This window comes from Archangium sp. (assembly GCF_036388035.1).
Classification (GTDB): domain Bacteria; phylum Myxococcota; class Myxococcia; order Myxococcales; family Myxococcaceae; genus Archangium.
The window spans coordinates 1-20,809 of the sequence record NZ_DASVSO010000650.1 but is presented as its reverse complement, the minus strand read 5'-3'; the positions used below and the strand labels follow the sequence as shown (position 1 = coordinate 20,809).

Annotated in this window: 18 protein-coding genes; 7 read left to right on the top strand and 11 right to left on the bottom strand. The window is 69.3% G+C overall.

All coding sequences use genetic code 11. The features are described 5' to 3' along the window. Nucleotides 1-20: 20 nt before the first annotated feature. Complete coding sequence (locus VF697_RS26690) at nucleotides 21-695, bottom strand: hypothetical protein (RefSeq protein ID WP_331099540.1); 675 nt, start codon at nucleotides 693-695, stop codon at nucleotides 21-23. A 221-nt stretch (nucleotides 696-916) separates the two neighbouring features. Here VF697_RS26690 and VF697_RS26685 point away from each other — a divergent pair, with 221 nt between their 5' ends. Together VF697_RS26685 and cyaY are read left to right on the top strand one after the other, a co-directional pair. Further along, entirely contained in the window at nucleotides 917-1,426 is a 510-nt protein-coding gene (locus tag VF697_RS26685) for a SixA phosphatase family protein (RefSeq protein WP_331099539.1), read from the top strand. A 3-nt stretch (nucleotides 1,427-1,429) separates the two neighbouring features. Next, complete coding sequence (gene cyaY, locus VF697_RS26680) at nucleotides 1,430-1,762, top strand: iron donor protein CyaY (RefSeq protein WP_331099538.1); 333 nt, start codon at nucleotides 1,430-1,432, stop codon at nucleotides 1,760-1,762. Between the two features lie 64 nt (nucleotides 1,763-1,826). On the opposite strand, the gene VF697_RS26675 is transcribed toward cyaY, so the two are convergent. The 6 genes from VF697_RS26675 to secA all read right to left on the bottom strand — a co-directional run bounded on the left by VF697_RS26675 (nucleotide 1,827) and on the right by secA (nucleotide 9,158). Further along, entirely contained in the window at nucleotides 1,827-2,768 is a 942-nt protein-coding gene (locus tag VF697_RS26675) for a diguanylate cyclase (RefSeq protein WP_331099537.1), read from the bottom strand. 1 nt (nucleotide 2,769) lies between these two features. Then, nucleotides 2,770-3,324 (bottom strand): ribosome recycling factor, encoded by a 555-nt coding sequence (gene frr / locus VF697_RS26670; RefSeq protein ID WP_331099536.1) that lies wholly within the window; start codon nucleotides 3,322-3,324, stop codon nucleotides 2,770-2,772. Between the two features lie 41 nt (nucleotides 3,325-3,365). Next, entirely contained in the window at nucleotides 3,366-4,118 is a 753-nt protein-coding gene (pyrH, locus tag VF697_RS26665) for a UMP kinase (RefSeq protein WP_331099535.1), read from the bottom strand. A gap of 173 nt (nucleotides 4,119-4,291) precedes the next feature. After that, complete coding sequence (tsf, locus tag VF697_RS26660) at nucleotides 4,292-4,945, bottom strand: translation elongation factor Ts (protein WP_331099534.1); 654 nt, start codon at nucleotides 4,943-4,945, stop codon at nucleotides 4,292-4,294. Between the two features lie 146 nt (nucleotides 4,946-5,091). After that, entirely contained in the window at nucleotides 5,092-6,072 is a 981-nt protein-coding gene (gene rpsB, locus VF697_RS26655) for a 30S ribosomal protein S2 (RefSeq protein ID WP_331099533.1), read from the bottom strand. A 251-nt stretch (nucleotides 6,073-6,323) separates the two neighbouring features. Next, on the bottom strand, nucleotides 6,324-9,158 hold the full coding sequence (gene secA, locus VF697_RS26650; protein WP_331099532.1) for a preprotein translocase subunit SecA: 2,835 nt from the start codon (nucleotides 9,156-9,158) through the stop codon (nucleotides 6,324-6,326). Nucleotides 9,159-9,511: 353 nt separating this feature from the next. On the opposite strand from secA, the gene rlmM reads away from it, so the two are divergent. Together rlmM and VF697_RS26640 are read left to right on the top strand one after the other, a co-directional pair. Next, complete coding sequence (rlmM, locus tag VF697_RS26645) at nucleotides 9,512-10,495, top strand: 23S rRNA (cytidine(2498)-2'-O)-methyltransferase RlmM (protein ID WP_331099531.1); 984 nt, start codon at nucleotides 9,512-9,514, stop codon at nucleotides 10,493-10,495. 5 nt (nucleotides 10,496-10,500) lie between these two features. Beyond that, nucleotides 10,501-11,190, top strand: coding sequence for a diguanylate cyclase domain-containing protein (locus VF697_RS26640; RefSeq protein WP_331099530.1), 690 nt, complete (start codon nucleotides 10,501-10,503; stop codon nucleotides 11,188-11,190). 77 nt (nucleotides 11,191-11,267) lie between these two features. Here VF697_RS26640 and VF697_RS26635 read toward each other — a convergent pair whose 3' ends face one another. From VF697_RS26635 to VF697_RS26620, 4 genes are all read right to left on the bottom strand, one after another. Then, entirely contained in the window at nucleotides 11,268-12,161 is an 894-nt protein-coding gene (locus VF697_RS26635) for a M23 family metallopeptidase (protein ID WP_331099548.1), read from the bottom strand. A 286-nt stretch (nucleotides 12,162-12,447) separates the two neighbouring features. Further along, nucleotides 12,448-13,209 (bottom strand): Stp1/IreP family PP2C-type Ser/Thr phosphatase, encoded by a 762-nt coding sequence (locus tag VF697_RS26630; protein WP_331099529.1) that lies wholly within the window; start codon nucleotides 13,207-13,209, stop codon nucleotides 12,448-12,450. 94 nt (nucleotides 13,210-13,303) lie between these two features. Continuing rightward, entirely contained in the window at nucleotides 13,304-15,043 is a 1,740-nt protein-coding gene (gene recN / locus VF697_RS26625) for a DNA repair protein RecN (RefSeq protein WP_331099547.1), read from the bottom strand. A 148-nt stretch (nucleotides 15,044-15,191) separates the two neighbouring features. Further along, nucleotides 15,192-18,482 (bottom strand): DEAD/DEAH box helicase, encoded by a 3,291-nt coding sequence (locus VF697_RS26620; protein WP_331099528.1) that lies wholly within the window; start codon nucleotides 18,480-18,482, stop codon nucleotides 15,192-15,194. A 160-nt stretch (nucleotides 18,483-18,642) separates the two neighbouring features. Between VF697_RS26620 and VF697_RS26615 the strand changes: the two genes are divergently transcribed. From VF697_RS26615 to VF697_RS26605, 3 genes are all read left to right on the top strand, one after another. Beyond that, on the top strand, nucleotides 18,643-19,629 hold the full coding sequence (locus tag VF697_RS26615) for a D-glycerate dehydrogenase (protein ID WP_331099527.1): 987 nt from the start codon (nucleotides 18,643-18,645) through the stop codon (nucleotides 19,627-19,629). Beyond that, nucleotides 19,626-20,189 (top strand): adenine phosphoribosyltransferase, encoded by a 564-nt coding sequence (locus tag VF697_RS26610; protein WP_331099526.1) that lies wholly within the window; start codon nucleotides 19,626-19,628, stop codon nucleotides 20,187-20,189. Before VF697_RS26615 ends, VF697_RS26610 begins: the two co-directional genes overlap by 4 nt. Before the next feature lie 115 nt (nucleotides 20,190-20,304). Continuing rightward, a partial coding sequence (locus VF697_RS26605) for a TetR family transcriptional regulator (protein WP_331099525.1) occupies nucleotides 20,305-20,809 on the top strand: 505 nt, incomplete at its 3' end.

The window sequence follows — 20,809 nt, the reverse complement described above, 5'->3', positions numbered from 1 at the left end:
CCTTCGTCTTTTCAGCGGCCCTACTGCGCCTTGCCGCCAAAGGACCGGAGCATGTCCTGGTAGTTGCGCATCAGCTCCTGCTCGCGGGTGAGCACGAGGTCCACGTTGGCGTCCCCGTGCTGCTTGCGGACGACGACGAGCTTCTCCGTCTCCTGGACGCGCTGGCGCATGGTCTCGATCTGCGGCGCCAGCTCCTTCTGCTGCTCGGGCTTGAGCCGGGCCTGCATGGCCTCCAGCTTCTGGAGCTCGCCAGCCAGGTCCAGCATGGCCGCCATGTGCCGCTGGGTGATGACGTCCGTCACCACCCCGCCGATGCGGTTGACGTCCTCCTCGGTGAGCCCGCCCTCGCGGCGCGCATTGGCCTCCGCCTCGGCCTTGCTCTCGATGGCCTTCATGGAGTCGCTCAGGCCCGGATCATTGCCCGGCGCGGCCGCCCGGGCCTGCACCACCTGGAGCTGCTTGGACATGGCCGCGTAGGCGTCCAGCACCTTGCGCTGGTAGCCCACATAGGCGTCCAGCTTCGCCTGGGTGAGGACGTAGGGCTTGCCGTCCTCCACGCCCTCCTCGGCCAGGGCCTCCTCCGGGCCCGTATCGGCCGCTGCCCCGGCGAGGTCCCGGACAGGCGTGGGAGCCTCCTCCTTCTTGCACCCGCCCAGCGACCCCGCGACGAACAGCACCCACAACAGCTTGCGCATCCACGCTCCTCCAGGACTCTCCCGGTCGAGAGACGTCACGGAGTATACGTCCGCCCCCGGGGTGTCACGGCCGGGCACGCGTCCGCTGGGAGCGGAACGACCCGGCTGCCTGCCCCCCGGCGGACGAGGCCGCTAGCAGCCAACAATCGCCGCATTACCTTTGACCAACCCGGGCGCGGTCGTGTACGAACCGCGGTCCGTTCAGGCAGCGTGGAGGCACCTTGAGGATCTTCCTGGTAAGGCACGGCGAGGCGGACGCGGAGGCCCCCGAGGGACTCGGCGACGAGGCGCGCGCGCTCACTGCCAAGGCCCGAGCCAGCACGGCCGCGCATTTCGCGTCGCTGGCGGAGCGCATCGGTACGGTCTCGCTCGTGCTGACGAGCCCCCTGGTGCGCACGATCCAGACGGCCCAGCTGCTCTCCACCACCCTCAAGCACGAGGGGACCCTGCGTGCGCACCGCTGCCTCCTGCCGGACATGCCGGTGGGAGCCGTGGCGCCGGTCCTCGACGAGCACACGGGCGAGACCATCGTCCTCGTGGGCCACCAGCCCTCCATGGGGGCCCTGGCCGCCCACCTGCTGGGCATGCAGTCCTTCCCCAAGCAGGTGAACCCGGGCACCGTCATCGCCCTGGAGCGCCCGGACTCGACCGAGCCCGGTGCCGCGCCCGCTCCGGCCCGGCTGCTCTTCTTCGCCGCCCCGGGCCAGCAGGTCCTCGAGTCCATCCAGTAGCCGATGCTGGACGAGGCCACCTACAACCAGCTCATCGCCACGGCCTTCAAGCGCATCCTCGCCGCCGCGGATGGGTTGGATCCGGACGTGCTGGAGGCCGAGAGCACCGGCGACATGGTGACGCTCACCGCCGCCTCGCGAGAGAAGTGCATCGTCAACACCCAGCGCGCCGTGCGGCAGATCTGGGTCGCCGGTCGCGGGCAGGGCATCCACTTCACCTACGACCCCGCCAGCGGCTCTTGGATGGACGACAAGGGCAAGGGGCTCGAGCTGTTCCGCTTCGTGGCGGACGTGGTCCGCGACATCTGCGGCGAGGCGCTCGAGTACCCGGCGTGACGGCGGGAGCCCCCTTCCCATCCGGGGCTCCCGAGCCCCGTACCCCACCCCGCTAGCGCGAGGGCTACACCTCGGCGGGGGGAGCCGTGTGGCTGCCTTCGATGCGATCTCCACCGGCGGCCTGGGCCCGCCGCAGCGCGTCCCCGGCCTCCTTCATCAGGCTGCCGAAGCTCACCTGCGCCAGCCCCTTCACCGCCGCCGGCTCGAACACCGCCAGCCCCATGGACGCGGTCAGCCCCTGCACCGTCTCCACTTCCTTCACCCGCTGCCGCAGCCGCTCCGCCACCACGAGCGCCCCTTCCTGGGGCGTGTGCGGCAGGAAGATGATGAAGCGCCCCTCGGCGAACGGCACCGCCAGGTCGATGTCCCGCAGCGACTCGGTCAGCCGCCGGAGGAGCTCCGCCATGGTAGACGTGCGCAGCGTCCCCGGCAGCGGCACCAGGCGCTCCGCGAACCCGTCCGGCTCCAGGATGAGGAACGAGATGGGGTAGCGGTAGCGCCGGCTGCGCTTCACCTCCATGAAGAGCAGCCGCTTGAGGAAGTCCAGGTCCGGAGACGCCCCGGGGGGCATCGTCTCGCGCCGGCCGCTGGACTGCTGCTGCTGCATCAGCAGCTCGGAGCGCACCTGGGTCACCGTCTCGCGGGCCTGGGACACCTGCATCATCAGGCTCACGCACGACACCACCGTGGCCCGCTTGAGCGGCCCCACCAGGCACGCCTCCGCGCCCGCGGACGCGGCACGCGCCTCCGGGTACTCCTCCTCCGGCAGATACAGCAGGAGCACCGGGATGCCCGGCGCCTCCTCCTTGACCAGCCGGCAGAGCGCCTCGCCGTCGAAGCCCTCCGCGACGGAAGCCATGACCACCGCGGGTGCCAGCTCGCGCACCCGGGCCGTGGCCTCCTCGAGGTCACCGGTCACCAACACCTCGTGGCCGGCGCTCTCCAGGAAGCGGCGCAACGCCCCGGCCACCGGGGCCGCGGGTTCCGCGACGACGATGAGGGCCATCTCAGACCTCCATCACTTCCTTCTCCTTCTTGGAGATGATCTCGTCGACCTTCTTCACCCCGTCGTCCGTCTCCTTCTGCACCTTGTCCGTCAGGCGCTTGGAGTCGTCCTCGGTGATCTTCTTGTCCTTGAGCTGCGCCTTGATGGCCTCGTTGGCATCGCGGCGGATGTTGCGGATGGCGACCTTGTGCTCCTCGCCCTTGGTCTTCACCTGCTTGGCGATCTCCTTGCGCCGCTCCTCGGTGAGCGGGGGGAAGGGCAGGCGGATGACCTCGCCGTCGCTCATCGGGTTGATGCCGAGGTTGGCCTCACGGATGGCCTTCTCGATCTCCTTGAGGACGGTGCGCTCCCAGGGCTTGATGACGATGAGGCGGGGCTCGGGCGAGGTGATGTTGGCCACCCCGCTCAGCGGCGTGGGCGTGCCGTAGTAGTCCACCCGGATGCCGTCGAGCAGGTTGGGGCTGGCCCGGCCGGTGCGCACCTTGGTCAGGTCCCTCTTGAGGTCATCGAGCGTCTTGTCGATACGGCTCTTCAGTTCGGTCAGGGCGTCTGCCATGTGCGGGTCTCCCCTTGTGAAGTGTCCGTGCTGCTCTCAGCTCAGGCCCAGGCGGTCTCGTTGCCACCCACCAGCGTCCCGATGTCGCCGTCCTCCCGGAAGACGGCCTTGCGGATGTTTCCGGTGGTGGTGAGGTCGAAGACGATGATGGGCAGCTTGTTGTCCATGCACAGCGAGATGGCCGTCGAGTCCATCACGTTCAGGTTCTGCTTGAGGACGTCCATGTACGTGAGCGACCGGTAGCGGCGCGCCGTGGGGTCCTTCTTCGGGTCGGCGTTGTAGATGCCGTCCACCTTGGTCGCCTTGAGGATGACCTCGGCGTTGATCTCCATGGCGCGCAGGCTGGCGGCCGTGTCGGTGGTGAAGTACGGGTTGCCGGTGCCCGCCGCGAAGATGACGACGCGGCCCTTCTCCAGGTGGCGCACCGCGCGCCGGCGGATGTAGGGCTCGGCGATCTGCTCCATCTTGATGGCCGAGAGCACCCGGGTGTGGCAGCCCTGCTTCTCCAGCGCGTCCTGCATCGCCATGGAGTTGATGCAGGTGGCGAGCATGCCCATGTAGTCGGCGCTCGCCCGGTCCATGCCCTCGGTGGAGCCGGCCACGCCGCGGAAGATGTTGCCGCCGCCGATGACCACGGCCAGCTCTATCCCCGCGTCCACCACCTCCTTCATCTCCGAGGCGATACGCGACAGCGTCGGGGGATGGATGCCGTACTTTCCATCGCCCATCAGGGCTTCACCCGACAGCTTGAGGAGGATGCGCTTGTAACGGTGCGGGATGGCGGGAGCGGACATTGGTTCCGCTTCTATCCCTGGCCCCGGCGGCGATCAACGCCGGATTGACTCCGGCGGCGGCCAGTGTCCCCTCCCCTGCCTTCCAGGCCCCCGCAACGGCGAGGGCCGCCCCACCCGGGGAGCTCCCGGACGGTGCGGCCCTCTGGAGACGCCCTCGAGGGAGGGCGCGACGACTAGGCCTGGCCCAGCGTCTTGGCGACCTCGGCGGCGAGGTCGTCCTTCTTCTTCTCGATGCCCTCGCCCACCTCGTACCGGACGAAGCGGCGCACGGCGACCTTCTCGCCGATCTTCGCGGCGCGCTCGGTGATCATCTCACCGACCTTCTTCTTGTCGTCCTTCACCCAGAGCTGGTCCACGAGGCACACCTGCTCGCAGTACTTCTCCACCTTGCCCACGAGGATCTTGTCCCACATGGCCTCGGGCTTGCCCTGCTGCTTGAGCAGCGCGCGCTGGATCTCCTTCTCCTTCTCCAGCTGCTCGGTGGGGATCTCCTCGCGGCGCACGTACTTGGGGCCGGCCGCGGCGATCTGCATGGCCACGTCCTTCACCAGGTCCTGGAAGTCCGTGTTGCGGGCAACGAAGTCCGTCTCGCAGTTGACCTCCACGATGACGCCGATACGGCCACCGTGGATGTAGGTGCCGATCATGCCCTCGGCGGCCACGCGGGCGGCCTTGCCCTCGGCGCGGGAGATGCCCTTCTTGCGCAGCCACTCCTCGGCCTTGGCGAAATCGCCACCGGTCTCGCCGAGGGCCTTCTTGCAATCCATCATGCCCGCGCCGGTCTTCTCGCGGAGCTCCTTCACCATCGAGGCGCTGACTTCGGCCATGTTCGTCTCCAGGGGCCCTCTCCGAGCGGCGGGCGCCGGGCGGGGCGTTCAGGTTTGAAGGTACTGCCAGGGTTGAAAAGGAAAAGCCGGACGGCGACATGCGCCGCCCGGCTGGACTTCATCGCGCCCCGAGGAGCGCGGCGGTATTACTCGGCGGCGGGCTCGCCACCCTCGCCACCCTCGGAGGTGGCCTCACCCGCGGCGGCGGGAGCAGCCGTGCCACCCTTCATCTCCACGAGAGGACCGCGGCGGTCGCCGCCCCGGTCACCCCCGCGATCGCCACCGCGGCGGTCGCCACCACGGTCATTGCGACGCGGCCCACGGCGGTCGTCGCGGTCGCGGCGGTCGTCACGGCCCTCGCGAGCCTCGTCCTCGTCACGGTCGGCCGCCCCGCTGGCGCGGTAGCGAGCGCCGCCCTCGATGCAGGACTCGGCGATCTTCGAGGTGAAGAGCTTGATGGAGCGGATGGCGTCGTCGTTGCCCGGGATGACGAAGTCGATGCCGTCCGGGTCGCAGTTGGTGTCCACCACGCCGATCACGGGGATGCCGAGGCGGTTGGCCTCGTGGATGGCGATGTGCTCCTTCTTCGGGTCGACGACGAAGAGGCACTTGGGCAGCTTGGACATCTCCTTCACGCCGCCCAGGTTCTTCTCCAGCTTCTCGCGCTCACGCTCGAGGGAGGCGACTTCCTTCTTGGGGAGGCGCTCGAAGGTGCCGTCCTCGGCCATCTTCTCAAGCGTCTTGAGGCGGTCGATGCCCTGCTTGATCGTCTTGAAGTTGGTCAGCGTGCCACCCAGCCAGCGGCTGGTGACGAAGAACTGACCGGCGCGGCGCGCCTCCTCCTGGATGACGTCCTGGGCCTGCTTCTTGGTGCCCACGAAGAGCACCGTGCCACCGCGCGAGGTCAGGTCCGCCACGAAGCGGAAGGCCGCGCGGGCCATGTTGACCGTCTTCTGGAGGTCGATGATGTAGATGCCGTTGCGGGCGCCGAAGATGTAGGGCTTCATCTTCGGGTTCCAGCGCTTGGTCTGGTGGCCGAAGTGAACACCGGCCTCCAGGAGCTGCCGCATCGTGATGCCGCCGGCGGCGGCCATGGCCTGCTGCTGAGTCGTATCCTGCGTTTCCATTTCGGTTCTTCCTCCACGTCCGTGGTTTTGTTTCCAGTCGCGGCCTCCCGAGGGAGGCACCGAGGACCGGCACGGGGCGTGTGCGTAGTGGGTGGACTGAAACAGCGAACCCGTCACCGATGTAGGCAGGTGACGGGCGCGCTTCTCTAACAGAACCCCTCCAGGCGGTGCAAGCTTCGCCACGCCGGGTGAAGGGTGGTGGACGGGTGCCGGGCGGCCGGGGGAGCCGGCGCCCGGTCAACCGTGAGGGCCTAGACGCTGGCCTCGGCGGCGCCGTGGCACTTCTTGTACTTCTTGCCACTGCCGCAGGGGCACGGATCGTTCCGGCCCACCTTGGGACCGCCGGCCGGGGCGGCCGCCTGCTGGCGGGTGGCCGGACGCGGGGCGGGCTCGGCCAGCTTGCCCTCGGCGTCGGCGCGACCCTCCTGCATCTGCCGCTGCCGCTGGGCCATCTGCCGCTGCAACCGGGCCGCCTCCTCGGCGGTGGCCGCCTTGGCCTGCACGCGCATCATCTGGCTGACGAACTGCGTGCTGATGACGCCGAGCATCTGCATGAAGCCGTTGTAGCCCTCCTTCTTGTACTCCTGCTTCGGGTCCTTCTGGCCGTAGCCACGCAGGCCGATGCCCTGGCGCAGGTGGTCCATGGCCAGCAGGTGGTCCTTCCACAGGGTGTCGATGGTGGCCAGGTAGCGCACCTGGAGGAAGCGCAGGAACTCCTCGCCGAACTCCTCCTCGCGGGCCAGGAAGACCTTCTCGGCGGCCTTGTAGATGTCGTCCTGGACCTCCTCGCGGGTGCCCCGGAACTCGGTGAAGCCCATCTCCAGGTTGAGCGTCTCCTTGAGGGAGCGGGTGAGCGCCTCCAGGTCCCAGGAGGCCGGGTTCTTGGACGGGCAGTACGTGTCGGTGAGGGACACGATGACGTCCTCGAGGGCGTCCAGCACCCCCTCCTTGAAGTCCGCCCAGGAGACGGTGTGCTCCGAGCGCAGCTTCACGCGCGTCTTCTTGTCCTCCTCGAACTCCACCAGCGGCAGGCCGGCACCGGCGGCCAGCACCTTGCGGCGCAGCTTGTAGATGGTGCGCCGCTGCTGGTTCATCACGTCGTCGTACTCGAGCAGGTTCTTGCGGATGTCGAAGTTGTGTCCCTCGACGCGCCGCTGGGCGCTCTCGATGGCGCGGCTGAGCCACACGTGCTCGATGACCTCGCCCTCCTCCATGCCCAGGCGCTCCATCAGGCCCGAGATGCGCTCGGACCCGAAGATGCGCATCAGGTCGTCCTCGAGCGACAGGTAGAAGCGGCTGCCACCCGGGTCACCCTGGCGGCCGGCGCGGCCACGCAGCTGGTTGTCGATGCGGCGCGACTCGTGACGCTCGGTGCCGATGATGTAGAGGCCGCCGGCGGCCACCACTTCCTCGCGCTCCTTCTGCGTCTGGGCCTTGTACCGGGCCAGCGTCTCCTCGAAGCGCTGCTTGTACGCGGCGAGCGCCTGCTGGTACTCGGTCAGGTCCACCGTCTGGCCTTCCGGGCCCGTCATCGACGCCGGAGGCTGGGGCTCGGGACCCACCTCGTTCTTGGCCATGACCTCCGGGTTGCCACCCAGGAGGATGTCCGTACCGCGACCGGCCATGTTGGTGGAGATGGTGACGGCGCCCTTGCGGCCCGCCTGCGCGACGATGTCCGCCTCGCGCTCGTGCTGCTTGGCGTTGAGGACGTTGTGCGGGATGCCGGCCTTCTTGAGGAACGTGGCGACCTTCTCGCTCCGCTCGATGGACACCGTGCCCACCAGCACCGGCTGCCCCTTCTTGTGCAGCTCCACGATGTCCTTGGCGACCGCCTCGAACTTCTCGCGCTCGGTCTTGTAGACCACGTCCTCGAGGTCCTTGCGGACCATCGCCCGGTTGGTGGGCACCACCCGGACTTCGAGGTTGTAGATCTTCGCGAACTCCTCGGCCTCGGTGTCGGCGGTGCCGGTCATGCCCGAGAGCTTGGAGTACATGCGGAAGTAGTTCTGGAACGAGATGGTCGCCAGCGTCTGGTTCTCGTTCTCGATCTTCACGCCCTCCTTGGCCTCGACGGCCTGGTGGAGGCCATCGGACCAGCGGCGGCCGGCCATGAGGCGACCGGTGAACTCGTCGACGATGATGACCTCGCCGTCGCGCACCACGTAGTCGCGGTCACGCTTGTAGAGCGTGTGGGCGCGCAGGGCCTGCTCCACGTGGTGGAGCGTCTCGATCTCCCCCGGGTCGTAGAGGTTGTCGATGTTGAGGCGCTTCTGCAGCTTGTCGATGCCGTTGTCGGTGAGGGACACCGACTTGTGCTTCTCGTCCAGGACGTAGTCCTGGTCGGGGATGAGGCCGGGGATGACCTGGTCGACGCGGTAGTACTTGTCGGTGGTGTCCTCGGTGGGGCCCGAGATGATGAGCGGGGTGCGGGCCTCGTCGATGAGGATGGAGTCCACCTCGTCGACGATGGCGAAGTTCAGCTCGCGCTGGACGTAGTCCTGCAGGCGGAACTTCATGTTGTCGCGCAGGTAGTCGAAGCCGAACTCGTTGTTCTGCCCGTAGGTGATGTCCGCCCGGTAGGACTCCTGGCGCTGACGATCGTTCAGCTCGTGCAGGATGCAGCCGGTGGTCATGCCCAGGAAGCGGTGCACGCGACCCATCCACTCGGCGTCGCGCCGGGCGAGGTAATCGTTCACCGTCACCACGTGCACGCCGCGGCCGGACAGGGCGTTGAGGTACGAGGGCAGCGTGGCGGTGAGCGTCTTGCCCTCACCGGTGCGCATCTCGGCGATGCACCCCTGGTGGAGGAACATGCCGCCGATCATCTGCACGTCGTAGTGCCGCTGGCCGATCACCCGGCGAGCGGCCTCACGCACGATGGCGAACGCGTCGAACTGCAGCTCGTCCAGAGGGCGGCCGTTCTGCACCTCCTGCTTCATCCGTGCGGTGGCGGCGGGGAAATCTTCATCCTTCAACGCCCGCATCTTGCTTTCCAGCTCGTTGATGCGGGCTACCTTCGGGAGCGTTTTCTTGAGCTCGCGCTCATTCTTCGTCCCGATGATCTTCTTCAGCGTCCATTCGATCATGCGATTCTGACTCTCTCGCCCGAGAATCCTCGAAGGGAAGCGGCGAGTGAAGGGAAATCCCCGGAGTGTAGGGGGGATGCAGGAAGGAAACCATGTGTTTCCCCGGCGTCATTCCACCTGGCAGGCTGCCGTGCGCGCGGCAGGACAGAGTAAAGCGGAACCGAGACCACGCAATGCCCTCTCGTCGAAAAGATGACCGGCGCCCCACGAAGCGCCCTGCTCCCCGCCCTCAGAAGAAGGGCACTTCCTCCCGGGGTCCGAAGCAACCCACCACCCCGCTCCCTCCCATTCCACCGCGGGTGAAGCCTCCGCCCCTCCCCGCGGACACCCTCCCCGCCCAACCCGGGCGATGGTTGTGGACCTGCCGCGCCGGCTTCGAACAGCACCTGTACGAGGAGCTGGCGTGGGCGGGTGCCTCGCCTCGCATGCTCGGTGAGGTACTGGTGGAGAGTGAGGAGCGCCCGGCCGAACCGCCCGTCTTCGCCCGCACGGGCATCCGGGTGATCGCCTCCTTCGATTCCGGGCAGACACCCGAGCAGCTCGCGGAGTCCGTCGTGGCCCGGGTGAAGGAGTCGCTGCCCTCCGGCTCGCTCGTGCTTCAGGCCTTCACGCCCGACAGTCCGGCCGGCAACCGCCTGGCCGACGAGGCGGACGCCCTGCTGGAAGCCGTGCGAATCCGACTGCCCAAGGAGCGGCAGCTGGAGGAGACGTGGCGCGCCCGCGAGGCCGGGGCCACGCTCGTCGAGCTGTGCGTGGCGCCCGGGGTGGTGGTGGCCGGCTCCGTCCCCGCCCGCGAGGCCCTCTCCCTGTCCCCCGGTGGGCGCCAGCGCATGCGGCGTCCGGGAGATGCGCCCTCACGCGCGGCGATGAAGCTGGAGGAGGCCCTCATCAACCTCCCCTTCGAGCCGGGACGCGGCGAGGTGTGCATCGACCTCGGTGCGGCGCCAGGTGGGTGGACGCAGCGGCTGATGGCGCGCGGCGCGCGGGTGATTGCCGTGGATCCGGCGAAGCTGCTGCCGGAGCTGGCCGAGAACGTACGCGTCGAGCACGTCCAGGAGAGCGCCTTCACCTATGCCCCCGAGGAGCCGGCTGACTGGCTCTTCTGCGACATGGCCTGGCGGCCGCTCGAGGTGGCTCAACTGCTGGCCAAGTGGGGCCGGCGCGGCTGGGCCACGCACCTGGTGGCCAACATCAAGCTGCCCATGAAGGACAAGAACCCCATCCTCGTGCGGGTGCGCCACATCCTCACCGAGGAGGGCGGCTGGCAGAACCTCACCATCCGGCAGCTCTACCATGACCGGGACGAGGTGACGGTGACGGCCCACCGGACGCTCTGACACCCATGCCCTACGCCATCGACGAAGCCCTGGCCACCGCGCTGGTGGCCCTCTACCCGCGGCTCGTGCAGCGCTCGCCCGAGCCCGTGACGGTCGCGCTCCAGCGCCTGCTCGACGAGGAGCACGCACGCCGGGGCGTGCCGGACGCCACGGGGGCGCTCAATCCGCTCGCCCTCACCCAGGGCATGCTGCTCAAGGAGGAGTTCGACCTCTCCACGCACGCCCACCACGCGGGCTGGACGGTGGGCGCGCTCCTCGTGGACGTGAAGGGGATGATTCACGTCAACGCGCGCCACGGCTTCCCCGCGGGCGACGCGATGCTGCGCGCCGTGGTGGCCTCGCTCCAGGCGCAGCTCCCCGGGGCGAAGCTGGTGCGGCTGCAGGGGGACAACTTCGCCGCGCTGCTGGTGCCCACCTCGGGGCTGTCGGTGACGGAGGGGCTGCGCGAGCCCACCCGGGCCCGGCTCATGGCGGACGCGCGCGCCGCGCTGCCCGAGGGCGCCGAGGCCCCCGACTTCACGCTCGCCCTGCTGGAGCTCACCATCGAGCAGCCCACCCACTGGCAGGTGCTGGGGCCGCTCGTGTGGGGAGAGCTCGAGCGCGCCTACACCCTGGAGCGGATGGGGAACGCCGGGGGCCTTCAGCGCCGGCGGCTCCAGCTCGGGGGCTTCGTCCCCGGCGCCAGCGAGCCCTGAAAACGCGAAAGGGGCGAGGGCGCTCGGCCTTCACCCCTTCACTCGCATCCACCTGGGAGGCCCGCTCCCCGGGAGGGTTACTCCTCGAGGATGAACTTGCGCGGGTTCTGCGGGATGCCGTTGACGCGCACTTCGTAGTGCAGGTGCGGACCCGTGGAGCGCCCGGTGTTGCCCACCGCCGCGATGGTCGAGCCGCGCTTCACCCGGTCTCCCGCCTTCACCAGCATCTTCGACAGGTGGCCGTAGCGCGTCTTGATGCCGTAGCCGTGGTCGATGACGATGACGTTGCCGTAACCGCCCTCGAGCCCCGCGAACACCACCGTGCCGTCCGACGGCGCGTTGACTTCCTTGCCGTGCGGGGCCGCGATGTCCATGCCGCCGTGCGACACGCGGTCCGCCGTGTACGGGTCGAGCCGCTGGCCGAAGTCGCTCGTCACCCAGCCGCGCGTGGGCCACATGGACGGCGTGGAGGCCAGCAGCGACTTCTGGTCCTGGAAGTAGGCCTGCAGCTCCTGGAGGCTCTGCTCCTGGCGCGTGGCCTCGGCGCTCAGCCGATCCAACCGGCCCGCCAGCGCCTTGGGCGACTCCATGCTGGTGAGCTCGGTGAACTGCGTCTCCGCGGTGGGGGCGCCGACGCCCGGCTCCTGCTCCACCGGGCCCATGGCCAGATTGCGCTGCGGATCCGACAGCAGCGTGATGGCGCGCAGCTTCTGGTCGAAGCGCTCCACCCGGTCCAACGTGGAGCCGATGTGCTCGATGCGCTCGCGCACCGACTTGAGCTGGCCGCGCAGGGTGAGGTTCTCCTCACGCAGAATCCGGTTCTCCGCCGCGTCCCGGGCCACCTGGAAGTAGTGAAGGGTGGCACCCAGGGCCAGGCCCGCCAGCAGCAACACACCCCCGCTCACCTGCAGGATGAGTGACTTCGGGACGTTGAACCGCCGGACCGGGGAGTTGTGGTCCGCGATCACCATCAGGGTGTAGGACTTTTTCGCCTTCGCCAATGCCAGCTCCCTTAAGTGCGCCTCAGCGCTTCGGCGTGCGAACTCGGGGCGAGAAACTAGGTCTTCCCCGAGCGCATTTCATCTCCCCTACCCCGCCGCCCATCCTTCCGTCATCCACCGTGCGTCTCAACACACGGGAATCGTTTGGGCAGCTACCACCCGACTTCTCAGGGTGTCAAGCAAGGACACACGACACCCGACTTCCCACGTCCAGTGCCGTGGAACAATTCCATCCGCCCTCTCGAAGGGGCCGGCGTCAGGTGGACATCTGCACGACGATGACCGTGATGTTGTCGTCGCCGCCACGCTCGTTCGCCAGGTCGATGAGACGCTTGGGAACGTCCACGAGGTTGGCCGTGGCCTGCACCACCTCATGGAGCTCCCGGTCCTCGACCATGTTGGCGAGACCGTCCGAGCACAGCAGGTAGACGTCACCCGGCTCCGCCACCACCCCCATCACGTCCACCTGGACCTCTTCCTCGAAGCCCACGGAGCGCGTGATGATGTTCTTGTAGCGGGAGTGCTTGGCCTCCTCGGGGGTGATCATCCCGGCCTTGATCTGCTCGTTGACCAGCGAGTGGTCCTCGGAGATCTGCTGGATGAGGGGACCCCGGACGAGGTAGGCGCGGCTGTCGCCCACGTGCGCGAAGAACGCGAGGTTGTCGCGCACGACGAGCGAGATGACCGTGGTGCCCATGCCCGACAGGCGCGGATCCTCCTGCGCGGTGGTGAAGATGGCCAGACAGGCCTTCTCCACCGCCGTGCGGAGCGCATCCGGCAGGAGCGCGTCCTGCAGGTTGGGGCTGGTGACGAACGGGTTGTCCCGGCTGTCGCGGGCCCGTCTCAGCTCCTTGTCGATGGTCTCGACGGCGATGCGGGAGGCGGTACCGCCCCCGGCATGGCCACCCATACCATCCGCAACGACGTAGAGCTGGAGCTCATCGTCGATGAGGAAGCTGTCCTCGTTATGGTTGCGCTTACGCCCCACGTCCGTGAGGCCGGCCGAGACGACCTTCATACGGGGAGCCGCGGTCTGCCCTGCGGTTCTGGACACGGGGGGGATGCTATGTGACGGGACGTGTCGGAGCAAGGAGGCGTTGCATGCCTCCTCGCTACGCGGTGCGGCGCAGCCTGCCCCTCGAGCCACCTTCCGGGGCTGGCTCCCTGCGGGCCCGGGGGGGTCCGGACACCCGGTGGGCCGAGCGCACCAGGGCCTCCGCTGCTCCCAGCGCCTCGCGCGTCACCTCCACCCCGGACATCATCCGCGCGAGCTCCTGGGTCCGCTGCGCGCCGGCCTCCAGGGCCACCACCTCGGAAACGGTGCGCTCGCCCTTGAGTCCCTTGCGGATGAGCAGGTGGGCGTCCGCATAGGCCGCCACCTGGGGCAGGTGGGTGATGCACAGCACCTGACGGTGCCCACTCACGTCCTTGATCATCCGTCCCACCACGTCCGCGATGGCGCCACTCACCCCGGAGTCGGCCTCGTCCAGGACGTAGCAGCCGCAGCCATCACTGTCCGCCAATGCACGCTTGAGGGCCAGCAGGAGGCGGGAGGCCTCGCCGCCGGAAGCCACCTTGGCCAGCTGCCGAGAAGGCTCGCCCGGGTTGGCACTGAAGAAGAACTCCACGTCGTCCAGGCCCTCGGACTTGAGCTGGGTGCCGGGCGTCACCCGCACCTCGAAGGCCGCCTTGCCCAGCGCGAGCAGTCCCAGCCCCTCGCGCACCTGGGTGCCGAAGGTGACGGCGCACGAGGCGCGCGCCCGGGACAGGGCCTCGCCACTGCGGCGCGCCCGCTCCTCCACGGCCTTGCGCTCCCGGGCGAGCTGCTCCAGCACCTCCTGCCGGTTGTCCAGCGTGGAGAGCTCCGTCTCCAGCGCGTCCCGCTTCTGCAACACGCCGTCCAGGGTGGTGGCGTGCTTGCGGCACAGCCGCTTGAGGGCATCCAGGCGGTCATCCACCTCACCCAGCCGCGCCGGGTCGGACTCGAGGCCCTCCACGTAGCGGCTGAGCCGGCGCTGCGCCTCCTCGAGCTCCGAGAGGGCCGAGCCCAACGCCTCGGCCACGGGGGCCAGCGAGGCGTCGCACTTCGTCGCCTCGTTCACCAGCCCCAGCGCGCGCCCCACCTTCTCCACGGCGCTCGACTCCTCGCCGCCGAGCAGCAGCTCCGCCTCGGAGCCCTGCCGCTTGAGCTTCTCCGAGCTGGCCAGCCGGCGCCGCTCGGCGTCCAGCCGCGTGTCCTCGCCCGACTCCGGGTCCAGGCGGGTGATCTCATCCAACTGGAAGCGCAGGAACTCGGCGCGCTCGCGCAGCCGGGACTCGTCCCCGCCCAGCGCCTCCATGCGCGACACCACCTCCGCCACGGCCGCGTAGTCGCGCCCATAGGCGGCGAGCTGCTCCTCCAGCCGCCCGTACCGGTCCAGCAGGGCCCGGTGCAGCCCGGAGTCGAAGAGGCTCACGTGCTCGTGCTGACCGGCGATGTCCACCGCGCCGCGCATGAAGCGGGCCAGCACGCCCACCGTCATCAGGGAGCCATTGATGTAGGCCTTGGCGCGGCCGTTGCGGCCCACCACCCGGCGCACCAGCACCTCTTCGCCGAGGTCCGGCAGCCCCAGCTCCTCCATCCGCTCGGCGAGCACGGGGGTGCGTTCGAAGACGCCCTCCACCGAGGCCTCGTCGCAGCCGGCGCGAATGGCGTCGGCATCCGCCCGCCCGCCCAGCAAAAGCCCGAGCGCGTCCACCAAGATGGACTTACCCGCGCCAGTTTCGCCCGTGAGCACGGTCAGGCCGGCCCCGAACGTCACCTCCACCTCCTCGATCACCGCCACATTCGAAATGCGCAAGCCCAGCAGCACGGTGCCCTCCTTCGCCATTCGGACCGTACCTGAACAACCTAGCAGTGGCCTCTGACACTGCACAAGCGTTCCGTCCCGTGGCTCGTGCGGCAGCTTGCATGCACGGAGGGTGATGTGAGCCGTCGGACTCTCGTGTAGTCCTCCAGGGTCACTCGCCCTGCAGCAGGTCCGCGATGTCCTCTTCGGTGAGGATCTTCCCCATGTCGCTGTCGGCGCCGAGCACCCCCGCGGCCAGGTCCTTCTTGCGCTTTTGGAGGCTGAGAATCTTCTCCTCCACAGTGCCGCGGGTAATGAGCTTGTAGCTGATGACGGCGCGCGTCTGGCCGATGCGGTGGGTACGGTCCGTCGCCTGATCCTCCACCGCCGGGTTCCACCACGGGTCGTAGTGGATGACGTAGTCGGCCGCGGTGAGGTTGAGGCCGGTGCCGCCCGCCTTGAGGCTGATGAAGAAGAGCGGCGGTCCGTCCGGGCGGTTGAACTCGTCCACCTTGCCCATGCGGTCCTTGGTGCGGCCGTCGAGGTAGAGGTAGCTCAGGCCGCGCCGATCCGCCTCGCCCTTGAGCAGCTCCAGCATCTCGGTGAACTGGCTGAAGACGAGCGCGCGGTGCCCCTCGGCGACCAGGTCGTCCACGAGCTGGCCGAAGCGCTCCAGCTTCGCGCTGCTCGGCAGCAGCGTGCCCGGAGGCATCTTGAGCAGACGCGGATCGCAGCACACCTGACGCAGCCGCATGAGGGCCGCGAGGATGGAGACGCGGCTGCGCTTGAAGCCCATCTTCTCGATGGACTCGCTCACCTTGCGGCGGCTCTCATCGAGCACCTCGCGGTAGAGGGCGGCCTGACCGGGCTCCATCTCGCACCAGGCCACGCTCTCCGTCTTGGGCGGCAGGTCCTTGGCCACCTCCGTCTTCAGGCGGCGCAGGATGAAGGGCTGGATGCGGCGGCGCAGCCGGTCCCTGGCGGTGGCGTCGTTGGCCACCTGGATGGGCTGCTCGAAGCGGTCGCTGAAGCCCTCGGCGCTCCCGAGGAAGCCCGGCATGAGGAAGTCGAAGAGACTCCACAGCTCGCTGAGCCGGTTCTCCAGCGGCGTACCGGTGAGCGCGAGGCGCGTATCGCTCGGCAGCGACTTGCACGCCTGCGCGGTGGCGCTGTCCGCGTTCTTGATGTTCTGCGCCTCGTCGAGGATGACGTAGCGGAAGCCCACCTCGCTGAGCGCCTCCAGGTCGCGCCGCACCAGCGCGTAGGACGTGAGCACGAGGTCCGCGCCCTTGAGGTCCTCGACGCGCTCCTTGCGGTCCTGGCCGTGCCAGATGATCGTCTTGAGGCCCGGGGTGAAGCGCTCGGCCTCGCGCTCCCAGTTGGCGAGCACGCTGGTGGGAGCCACCACGAGCGACGGCTTGCGCCCCTCCTCGTTGGCCACCTTCTGCAGGAGGCTCAGGGACTGGATCGTCTTTCCGAGACCCATGTCGTCCGCGAGGATGCCGGACAGGCCGTGACGGTGGAGGAACCACAGCCAGGACAGGCCCGCCTCCTGGTAGTGGCGCAGCGTGGCCTGGAGGCCGTCGGGGACGCCTGCCTTGGGCACCCCGTTGGTGTCGCGCAGCTCCGTCATGGCCTTGCGCGCCTTGGCCTCCACCTCGGTGAACTCGCCGAGCTCCACCAGCAGGTCCAACGCGACGGCCTGGTGCAGCGGCAGGCGCGTGCGGGTGCGGCCGGGCATGGCACCGGCCTCTTCCAACAGGTCCGCGGCGCGCTTGATCTCCGCGATGTCCGCCTCGGCGAAGGTGCCGTCCTTGAGCGGAATGAAGCGGCGGCCCGAGTCGAGCCACATGCGCACCGCGCCCAGGTCCACCGCCTGGTCATCGGTGACGAACTCGGCGTCCAGCTCGAACCAGCTCACCCCGCTCATGCCCACGCGGATGCGCGGACGCAGCTTGGGCCGCAGGCGCACCTTGGGGGCCTGTACGCCGTAGCGCTCCCACTCATCGGGCAGCGACGCGAGGCCGCGCGCCCAGAACTCGATGGCGCTGTCACCACTGCCCTCGTAGGCGTGGGTGTGGTTGTCGTAGCGCAGCCCCATCTCCAGCAGGCGCTTGCCCGCGCCGCGCTCGAGCTCCTCCCGGCGCCGGTACAGCTTGCGGCCGTCGGTGCCCACACCACTGGCGTAGCCCAGGTGCGAGGCGGTGGGGGACACGGGCACGGTCGTCTGCCCGTAGCGCGCGGCGAGCTGCACCTTCACGCGCTCGGGCGTGCCCTCGAGCGTGAGGACGAAGTGGGGCTCCACGGACTCGTCCACGTCGATGTCGTCCGCCTTGAGCGCCATGCGGAAGCGTGGCAGGTGGGCGGCGAAGAACGTGAGCACCCGGTCGAGCTGGCCCACCGGGAAGGACATGGTGGGCTCCAGCAACCACTTGCGCACCAGACGGGGCGGCAGGTCCGGCTCCACCTGGTGGAGCGACTGGCCGGAGAGGATCCACGTCCGCATGCCCGCGAGCAGGATGACGTCCTTGAGGGCCAGGCTCGTCCCGTCCGGCATGAGCAGCTCGATGCGGGCGGTGGCGCCATCCGGGCGGGACTCGAGGTGGATCTGCGGCCGCACCGGCTCTTCCGAGAAGAGCAGCGCGGTGCCCCGGTAGATGACGCGGCGCTGGCGCAGCAGCTCGAGCAGCTCGCAGAGGTCCTCGTCGGAGACGACGATGCGCGAGTCGTACCGGTGCTCGTGCTTCGCGAGGATGATGAAGACACGCTCATCGGCCGGCGCGATGCGGGTGCCGGCCTGGAGCATGCGCTTCACATGCACGGGCCCCTTCATCTGCGCATCCTGGCGGCGCACGTCCACCAGCCAGTGGCGTCCGCCAGGGCCCGTGTTGGAAGGGGTGAGCCGGTAGAGGAACTCGTAGTCCGGCTGGGCGGAGAGGCCGAGCCAGCTCTCCACCTTGGCGAGCGCGGGGAGGCTCACCCCGTCCCCCAGGGGAGTCTCCGCCATGGCGATGGGAGCCTCGGAGTCGGCGTCCATCTCCTCGTCTGGCGGGAACTCGGGCGCGGCGGCGGGCGCGGCGGCCGCGGCGGGCGTGGGAGCAGGCGCGGCGGCCGCGGCGGCGGCGTTCATGGAGGCACGCAGGCGCGCCGCGTAGACGAGGGCCGCGGCCACCACGTGCTGGCAGTGAGGCCCCGAGACGTTCCAGGACGCACAGGTGCACTTGGAGGTGGCCCGGCCCTCTCCCACCTCGATCGCGACCTCGTAGCGCGCCTCGTTCGGGGGAACCCCGGCCACCTGGGCGCGAATGAGGTTGCCCTCGCGTTGGAGCCCGAAGACGCGACGGGTCTCCGCGGCCTCGCGACCCTTCTGGAAGGTGGTGGGCTGAACCTCCGCCTTGAGGGCGCGCAGCCACTGTCCATCAGGCGGAAAAGGGGCTTCTCGTGTGTCGGCGATGGAAGGCACGTTCTCGCAAGTCCCTTGGGTCCCCCCGGTACGAGGGGAATCCGTTCGATTACCACAGACGGGGATCCGCCGCCGTGGGAATAATATATGGGGTGGCCGGGCATCGGTTGCTCGGTCATCCACCGCACGGCTCACACCTGTGCGAGCATCGGCCGTCGAAATGGAACGCTCCACCCGCCCCCGAGTTTTCGTCACACGACAACTCCCCGGAGACGCGCTCGCCCGGCTGGCCGGACAGGTCTCACTCCGCGTATGGGAGGAGCCGCTGCCTCCTCCACGGGAGGTATTGCTCACCCAGGCCCAGGAGGTGGAGGGGCTCATCACCCTGCTGACCGACCGGGTGGATGAGGCCCTGCTCGCCTCGGCGCCGGGCCTGCGGGCCGTCAGCAACGTGGCGGTGGGCTACGACAACATCGACGTGGCGGCATGCACCTCGCGGCGCATCCCCGTGGGCAACACGCCCGGGGTGCTCACGGAGACGACGGCGGACTTCGCCTTCGCCCTGCTGATGGGGCTGGCGCGGCGGGTGGCGGAGGCGGACGCGTATGTCCGGGCGGGCCACTGGAAGACGTGGGAGCCCGGCCTGCTGCTGGGCACGGACGTGTACGGGGCGACGCTGGGCCTCGTGGGGCTGGGCGCCATCGGGACGGCGGTGGCCCGGCGGGCACGCGGCTTTGGAATGCGGCTCCTGTACGTCAGCCGCCAGCCCCGACCAGCGCTGGAGGCGGAGCTGGGGCTCACGCGCGTGGACAAGGCCACGCTGCTGGCCGAGTCGGACTTCGTCTCGCTGCACGTGCCGCTGAACGCGGGCACCCGGCACTGGCTGGGGCGGGCGGAGTTCGCGGCGATGAAGCGCGGGGCACTGCTGGTGAACACGGCACGAGGGCCGGTGGTGGACCCGGCCGCGTTGGCGGAGGCCCTGGCGAGCGGACACCTGGGAGGCGCCGCGCTCGACGTGACCGACCCGGAGCCCCTGCCCCTGGACAGCCCGCTGTTGAAGCTGCCCAACGTCCTGCTCGCTCCGCACATCGCGAGCGCGAGCCACGCCACCCGTGGGCGCATGGCGTCCATGGCGGTGGACAACCTCCTCGCCGCACTGGCGGGCCACAAGCCTCCCCACTGCGTCAACCCGGAGCTCTTCCCATGAGCAACTCCCCTTCCCCCTTCATCCCCGGCCACGACTCCAACCTCCTCGAGGACGTGAAGGCGCGCATCCGCGACGTGCCGGACTTCCCCAAGCCGGGCATCGTCTTCAAGGACGTGACGCCGGTGCTGGCGGACCCGCACCTCTTCGGGCGGGTGGTGAACGCGATGGCCGCGCCCTTCCGCGGCCGGCACATCTCGAAGGTGGTGGGCGTGGAGGCACGCGGCTTCCTGCTGGGAGCCCCCATCGCCCTCGCGCTGCACGCGGGCTTCGCGCCGGCACGCAAGCCGGGGAAGCTGCCCTACAAGACGGTGACGGAGCGCTACGCGCTGGAGTACGGCGCCGACGGGCTGCAGCTCCACGAGGACGCGGTGGGGCCCGGGGACCGGGTGCTCATCGTGGACGACCTGCTGGCCACCGGCGGCACGGCCGAGGCCACCGCGAAGCTGGTGACGAAGCTCGGTGCCGAGGTGGTGGGCTTCAGCGTCCTCATCTCGCTCGACTTCCTCCCCGGGCGCGAGCGCCTGGGCCGCGAGAAGGTCTGCGCGCTCCTCTCCTACTGAGAGCCCGCACACCCGCCTTCCGCTCACGAACCCACACGGAAACCGGGGGCTCCGGTTGACACCGCCCGTCGGCCGCCTTATAAATTGGTCAACCAACCTAGAAATGGAACCGGAGATGGCCCGCCCATCGAACACGGAGGAGCGCCGCCAGCAGATCGTCCAGGGACTGCTGCGCGTCATGGCCGAGCGTGGCTACGAGCGCGCCTCCATCGCGGAGATCGCGAAGGCGGCGGGGCTGAGCCCGGGGCTGGTGCACTACCACTTCACGGAGAAGCAGGAGATCCTCCTCACGCTGGTGGAGCAGCTCGCGACGCGCGTGCGCGAGCGGGTGAAGGCGCGAGTGGAGCGGAGCCGGGGCGGAGCGCGGTCCCAGGTGGACGCCTTCCTCGAGGCCTTCCTGGCCACGGGAGACGACGCGGACCCCGCCTCGGTGGCGGCGTGGGTGACGATCAGCGCGGAGGCGGTGCGGCAGCCCGAGGTGCGCGCGGCCTACGAGAAGGTGGTGCGCGCGGACCTGGAGCTCCTGGAGGAGCTGGTCGGCGCGGTCATCGGCCGCCGGAGGGCCCGGGCGGTGGCGGCGGGCCTCTTCGCGGCGGTGCAGGGCTACTTCGTCCTGGCGG